5 protein-coding genes are annotated in these 6,994 nt (G+C 69.6%); 4 read left to right on the top strand and 1 reads right to left on the bottom strand.

From position 1 onward, the window contains the following. Positions 1-202: 202 nt before the first annotated feature. From AOK23_RS28005 to AOK23_RS50405, 4 genes are all read left to right on the top strand, one after another. Positions 203-1,543 (top strand): hypothetical protein, encoded by a 1,341-nt coding sequence (locus AOK23_RS28005; protein ID WP_055715398.1) that lies wholly within the window; start codon positions 203-205, stop codon positions 1,541-1,543. 6 nt (positions 1,544-1,549) lie between these two features. After that, complete coding sequence (locus AOK23_RS49000; RefSeq protein WP_055715397.1) at positions 1,550-2,188, top strand: hypothetical protein; 639 nt, start codon at positions 1,550-1,552, stop codon at positions 2,186-2,188. A 59-nt stretch (positions 2,189-2,247) separates the two neighbouring features. Next, positions 2,248-3,225, top strand: coding sequence for a Vps62-related protein (locus tag AOK23_RS27995; RefSeq protein ID WP_055715396.1), 978 nt, complete (start codon positions 2,248-2,250; stop codon positions 3,223-3,225). Between the two features lie 100 nt (positions 3,226-3,325). Further along, on the top strand, positions 3,326-3,550 hold the full coding sequence (locus AOK23_RS50405; RefSeq protein ID WP_079049744.1) for a hypothetical protein: 225 nt from the start codon (positions 3,326-3,328) through the stop codon (positions 3,548-3,550). Here AOK23_RS50405 and AOK23_RS27990 read toward each other — a convergent pair whose 3' ends face one another. Further along, positions 3,551-6,607: an AAA family ATPase gene (locus AOK23_RS27990; RefSeq protein WP_169800340.1), complete on the bottom strand. Its 3,057-nt coding sequence runs from the start codon at positions 6,605-6,607 to the stop codon at positions 3,551-3,553. Positions 6,608-6,994: the final 387 nt, after the last annotated feature.

The following is a 6,994-nucleotide window of genomic DNA, read 5'->3' as shown; positions in this document are numbered from 1 at the left end:
GAGCGGAGACGCCCGGGCGTCGGGCGCGCTGTCGCCGCAGACGGTCCTGCACCCGCAGCACAACCTGCGAAACACCGCAGTCGTGCCTCCGGCGGAGCAGCAACGGCATGCTGACGGCGCACCCCCTCGTCCCACCGTCGCGCGTCTTCGATCCCGGCAATCACCGCTCAGGTCCGGCCCAGGTACGCCGGCGAGGCCGTCCGTGCAGCGCCTGGTGATCCAGCGGTGGAAGGACGGCACCATGCAGGGCGACGACCCGAGGTTCACCGAAGACAGCGGGCGGGCCCACATCGTGGAGGTCGACAACCTGCGAGGCAGGGCTCTCGCAGAGGGGCACAACCAGCCGTCGGTGGATCCGATCGGGTGGGCGAACCTGCGGAACGCGGGCCTGGTGAAGGGTGGCAAGATGCCCGCGCACGCGCCCTACCGGGCCGTGCGCATGCACCTGTGGAACGGACGGCTGGGCGGCCCGGGCAACAAAAAGTGGAACCTGGCACCCGGACCGGCCAAGGTCAACAGCTCGATGTCCGCGCAGGCGGAGGATCGCGTCAAGTACCTGGTCGACGCCGGCCACCGTGTGTGGCTCAGGACCGAGGTGAATTATTCGGTCTCGCCCGCGGACGACACGATTTTCTCGTCGGTCGTCCCGAACCGCATCAGCATGGTCTGGAAAGCCAAAGGACGTGCCGGTCCGGGCGGTTCGTGGCAGAGCAAGATCCCTGTACCCGGTGAGCCGCTGCAGGGAGCGAAGAAACTCCCTTACCAGGGGTGGACGGGCTCAGCCGCGAACCTGGTGACCGACCTGAGCACGAAGGACGACCAGACCAGGGCCCAGGTGATCTCCCTCGTCCCGACCAGAGACCTGAAGGTGGCGGTCCTGGAGGCCTACCCCGACCTCTACCGGGACATATCGTCGGCCACCCAGGCGGACCTGCTCGGCTGGCTGTACGACGCGAACAGCCGGATCGCCGACGTCGACGGCTTCCTGACGTCGGTGGCACTCACCTCCGGTGAACTGGTCGAGCACGCCCTTGAGCCGCTGGCCAACGCGGGGCGGACCCAGCTGGTCGACGCCCTGTTCACGCTGCGGGTGCCGACCACGCACGAACAGCGTGATCTGGTGTTCAAGCACTCAAAGTACTTGCTCGCCCTGGTCGGAGCGCCGCTCAGGAATCTCGCGAAGAAGGACCCCGAGGTATTCAAGTATTACAGTCCGAAATCACGATCGAGCCTGCTGAACGAGATGTCCACCGACCAACTGACCAAGTTCTTCGAGACGCTCAATAAGCCCAAGCGCTTGAAAGCGCTCGACGACTGGGCCACTGAACGCATCAGCTCGAAGGGGCTCCCGGACAAGGCCGCGACCCGGCTCGCCTTCATCAAGACCCAGAAGAACGTCAACGCCGTCCTTCTCCAGGGCTACGAGAAATGGTCCAAGATCAGGCAGGACTCCGAGGAGGCCAGCGAACGGCGCCCCCTGCGCGTGAGGAAGAGAAGTGACAGCGGCGAACCAGTAAGAAGGCGAGTGCGAGCACGGAGGTGACGGGGCGTGAGCCACCGGGAGCGGGTCGCCGCGCGGATCGAGGAGCTGCGCGGCGTACCCGGCGTCGCGGTCCGGCAGAGCGAGATCAGGCCGCCGGTGGCCGCCGCCGAACTGGCCGAGGCGCGCGCCCTCGCCAGCGACCGCCTGCCCGAGGGTGTCGAGGATTTCTACACCCGGCTCAACGGGTTCACCCTCGCCTGGGACTACACGCCGCCGGACCAGGGCGGCCGGCCGACGGACTCCGGCTCGATCGACATCCTTCCGCTGGCCGAGGTCTTCTCCGACTGGCGCGAGACCATCTGGTTCGACGACTTCCCCGGCGGAGACCGCTTCGAGCCGGTCAAGCCGTTCGACTTCTTCAGCCCGGAGGCGTGCGCCGCCTTCTGCCAGCAGCCCGACGCTCCGCCCGGTGACGAGATCCACTACCACTACCTCGGGGAGGGGCTGCGCCCGCTCGTCCCGTCCTTTCCCGGCTATCTCGAACTCGCCCTGCTCACCTGCGGATACGCCGGATGGCACAACGCGCTGACCCTCGACGACCCGGCCTTACCGGAAGCGGCGGGCATCCGCGCCCGGATGCGACGGGTCGTCCCGAGGTTCAGCGACGACAAGCTCACACACTTCTCACGAGGGGGACACTGTTGACCGCTTCACCGAGAGACAGAGACCGGTCGACTTCCGTACGGCGTTGGGGGGCCGGTCTGTTGGCGACGGTCTCCGCCGCCGCCCTGCTGTCGGTGCTGTCGCCGCATCCCGCTCGGGCGGCAGAGGACACCACCCGCTCGGCTTCCACTTCCTCGGTCTCGTCGGCGGATGACTCGCTGGCACGCCGCTACGCGCCGCGGATCTGGCTTCATCAGGACGAGTCCTACTTCCCGGCCGCTGTCGAGCCGTTCCTGGCCAACACCCACCTCGAGACCCGTGCGGACAACGGCAACCCCAACCAGCAGTTCCTCGTGACCAACCAGGCGCTGGGCTGCGACTCCTGCACGAATCCGCCGTTCCTGGCCGGACAGCGCCCCAGCCAGAGCGCGGTGCCGGCCTACGCGGAGGTCGTACACCGCACCGACAACGGCGGCCCGACCAACATCACCGACATCAACTACTGGACGTTCTTCCCGTACAACAACGGCAAGCGGGTCTGCGTCGGATGGTTCTCCCGCTGGGGCTGTGTCGGGGGCTACTCCACGTTCGGCAACCACGTCGGCGACTGGGAGCACGTCACCGTCCGCCTCGTGGACGACGTGCCGTACCGGGTCTCCATGGGCCAGCACGACGGTGGACAGACCTTCCGGTACGGCGGCCCAGAGGTCGACCTGATCGGCGATCAGCCGGTGGTCTACTCGGCGCAGGGATCCCACGGCATGTACCCCGACGCGCGACGCCACACCTACCGGAATCTGCCCAACGGCGACACCCTCAACGACGACACCGGCGCAGGCATGCTCTGGGACACCCGGCAGGCGCTCAAGGTGTTCGCCTGGCAGCCCGTGGGCAGCTACACCGGCGAATGGGCCTGGCTGAACTACACCGGCCGCTGGGGCAACCCGAAGTCCGGCTGCTTCTTCTCCGAGGCCCTCAGCGGGGAATGCGTACTGAACAACGGCCCGGAGGGCCCGCCCAGGAAGTCCCTGTTCGACCCGCACATGCAGCCCCTGGACGGCGAGCCCGGTCTCCAGTGACGCCGGCCGTCCGCTCGCGTCCTGCAGAGGTGGTTCGAGAGGCCGGGGCGAAGAGAGATCGGATCCTCGTCACGCCCATACCCGGATCGCCCGCCCGCACATGGGAACAGCTACACGCCCGAACACCCCCCGCGGAAACCCGTCGCTGACAGTCATTGAAATTCGGGCCCCCGGAGAGAAACTGACCGCCCAACTGGTGCGCACGCCGGCGATGGAGGTGATGGCCCTCAATCAGCAGGTCGCCGAACTCGACAAGGTTATCGAGGCCCGGTTTCGTGACCACCAGGACTTCGACGTGATCACCAGCCTTTGCAGGAGCAAGTAGCTAGGCCGGGGACGCCAGCTCCGCCCTGCTGCTCACCCCCAGTTTGCGGCCGGCTTGCTCGATAAGTCCGGTCACGTCGTGCGGGGTCAGGAGCAGGGCCTGGGCGATCTGACGGTCACTGTGACCTGCGCGGAGCAGCTCGACCAGCCGGTGTTCGGTCGGGGAGAGGCTCGGGGCCGCCGGTGGTGCCGGTTTCGGGCGCACTCCTGCCGTGGCGAGCGCTCCGCGTACCTGGCCGGCCAGCAGCACGCTGCCGCAGGTGTCCGCGAGGTGGAGCGCCTGGGTGAGGGCCTGGCGGGCCTCGTCGACCTCGCGGCCGCGCATGAGGGCGGTTCCCAGCGCGTAGTGGGCGCGGGCCAGTTCCAGTCGGGCGGGGGACCGTTTCAGCACGGCCACGGCCTCACGCAGGAGGGCCAGTCCTCTGTGTCCGCCTTGGATGACGCCCAGACAGCGTGAGGCCACCCCGATCGCTCGCTCGGTGCCCCACTGGTGGGCCAGCTCCAGTTCCTCGGTCGCCAGTTGGAGCGCGTCCGTCCGCTGTCCGAGCGTGAGGTGCAGCAAGGCCGCCCGCGACCGCCAGGGCACATAGGCCAGGCTCATGACCTGTACCCGGTTCGTCTCCGCGCCGTACTCATGCAGAACGGCGAGGGCGGCGGTCGGGTTGCCCCGCGCCGCGTGCAGGCGGCTGCGTGCGAGGAGCGCCGGGCCCTGCCAGGTCCAGCCCACCCGGTCGAAGTCGGCGTCCGCGGTGAGGACTTCCGTCGCCGAGGTCAGGTCGCACCGCTCGATCAGAGACTCGCCCACCTGGGTCGTCATCGACAGCCTGACCCGAGGCTCCAAGCCCTGGTCGGCCGTGGTGGCGGGGTGTCCGAAGTCCGCGGTGAGCGGGAGCTGCCGGCCACGGCGGGCCTGGACGAGCAGCTGCCAGGTCATCGCGGACGAGACCATCAGGAACGAGCCCCATCGGCCGCCCGTGTCGCCGACGCGGTCGAAGAGCGCGACCGCGTCGTCGAGCCGGTCGGTGGCCACGAAGGCCAGCCCGGCGAGGCCCACGAACATGTAGGACGGGTCCGCTGCGACCAGGCCGCCTCGCAGGGCCCGGTCGAGGAGGTCGTTGGCGACCTGGGCACTGGCCTCCCCGGTGGTGGCCGAGGCGGACAGCGCGGCCAGGACCATGCACTCGCCAGGGGTGTCACCGGCCAGTTTGTGGTCCCACAGCCTTCGCGCGTGCCGGCGTGCGGCGGGGAGCGTCGACAGCTGGTCGTAGCCGATCAACAGCATCTGCGCCTGAAGGAACCACGACACCTCACGGGCGAGGCCGATGCCGTCGTCGGTCTGCCCCAGATCGTCCACCGCACGGGCGAGGATGTCGACGGCGCGCTCGTGCTCATGGCTGAGGAACAGCGCGCTGGCCAGCAGCGAGGCCGCCTCTGCCAGCGCATACGGGTCGGTTAACGCCGTCGATGCCTGCGTCAGGTGGTGCTTGGCCGCGCCGACGTCGATCTGTATCTCGTCCTTGCCCAACTCCAGCAGCAAGGGACCACGCTCGTCGACGGACACCGGCTCGCGCAGAGCCCGGCGCAGATAGGCGGAGGTGACCTCCGGAGCCCCTCGGCCACGAGTCGCCCGTGCCGCCTCCCGCAGGGTGTCCACCCACCAGCTCTCACCGCCCGGTTCGGCCAGCAGCAGATGGGCCGCCACCAGATCGTCGGCCGCGCCGTCGCTCCGCAGCAGTTCGGCTGCCCGCGCGTGACCGGCGGCCAGTTCCACCGGCCCCAGGACCGCTTCGGCGACAGCGGTGCGGACCAGCGCATGCGCGAACCGCACCGGCTCACCCGGCGCCAGCACACCGATCTGCCGCAGCCTGCCGCCGAGTTCCCGTGCCGTCGACTCGCCCAGCTCCGCCAGCTCGGCCGCGACCGTCCAGGTGGCCTCGTCCCCCAGCACCACCAGGGCCCGCGCGAGGCGGAGGACCGGCTCCGGCTCGTCGGCCAGCCGCTTGACCACGGTTCCGGCCAGGATCCGGCCCCGGAACTCCTCCACCAGATGGGCCTGGTCGTCGGTGGCCCTGACCTGGTTGTCGGCCAGGGTCCGCAGCAACTCGTGCAGCAGCAGCGGGTTGCTTTCGGTGGCCGAGGCACACGCGGCGACGAACAGCGGTTCACCGGTCCCCAGGCTCGCCCGCACCAGGTGGGTCACACTGTCGACGTCCAACCCGGGCAGGCCGACCGTACGGCAGTACGGCAGTGCGGCGATCCGCTCCAGCATCGGCTCGACCTCGGCCCCGTTGTCCGGCCGCCCCGCCAGCACGAGCAGCAGCGGCAGACCCCGCAGCCGTCGCGCCAGGTACTCGAGCCACCGCACCGACGGGACATCCGCCCAGTGCACGTCATCGATCACCAGGGCGACCGGCCCCTCGTCGGCGACATGCACCATCAGCCAGTACAGACTGTGCAGAAGGCCCACAGACGCCTCGGGCGACAACTCACCGGTCCCCTCCACACGCAGCGCGTGCGACGCCAACTCCGCCGGACCCGACAACAACCGCGCCCGCCTCTCGTCACCGGCTCGGGCCAGCAAAGGCTCGACCAGCTGCCGGAGCACCCCGAAGGCGAAGCCCTGCTCCAGCTCCGCCCCGCTCGCGGACACCACCAGGATCTCCTCCGGCTGCCGGCCGCCCGCCCACGTATCCAGCAGCGCGGTCTTCCCCATTCCCGCGCCCGCCCGTACCAGCACCACGCCGCCCCGGCCCACCCGTGCCTCACCGGCCGCACGTTCCAGGACCATCAACTGGTCCCGACGACCGAGCAGGCCGGACGGCGCCGTGCCGTCGTCGGCAGGAGGAATCGTCTGCCTGCCGGGGCGGCCCGCCGCGAGCAACACGGCGGCGTCGGCGTCACCCAGCCCCAGCGCCGACACCAGCGACTGCGCCGTGCGGCGCTGCGGCCGCGCCCGCCAGCCGCGCTCCAGATCCCGGATGGACCGGGCCGCCATCCCGGCGGCCTCGGCCAGCTCCTCCTGTGTCAACCCCGCGGCCCGGCGAAAGACCAACAGCATCTCACCGAACGTCGCCAACTCCCCTGCCCCCCGTACCGTCCCGCCTCACGGGACGATCCCCTTCGAGTCCTGCCCGAAGCACCGGGGCGAGACTCCGACGCCTCGCCGTTCAGCGGATGGTACTCACCGGCGACCACTGCTTGCGTGTCGCTCTCCCTTTCGAACAGGCGGGTCGGTGAGGTGCTGGTGGGGTGGACGTGGGCGACGCTGATGCCGTCCGCGAAGTGAGGGGGGAGGGTGGGGGAGCGAGTTTCGGTAGTGGTCGTCCATCGCGTGACCGAAGACTCCCATCGTGCAGCAGTCGATAGACCGTTGCGAGATACAGCCGGCCTTCCCCGGCGGCGATATGGGTAAAGACACCGCCGAGCTTTTCCCGGGCGCACCCGC

Origin of the sequence: Streptomyces torulosus (assembly GCF_001419765.1) — a bacterium.
Lineage (GTDB): Bacteria > Actinomycetota > Actinomycetes > Streptomycetales > Streptomycetaceae > Streptomyces > Streptomyces torulosus.
Note: the sequence above shows the minus strand (reverse complement) of the source record. Positions and strands in the feature narration are given on the sequence as shown.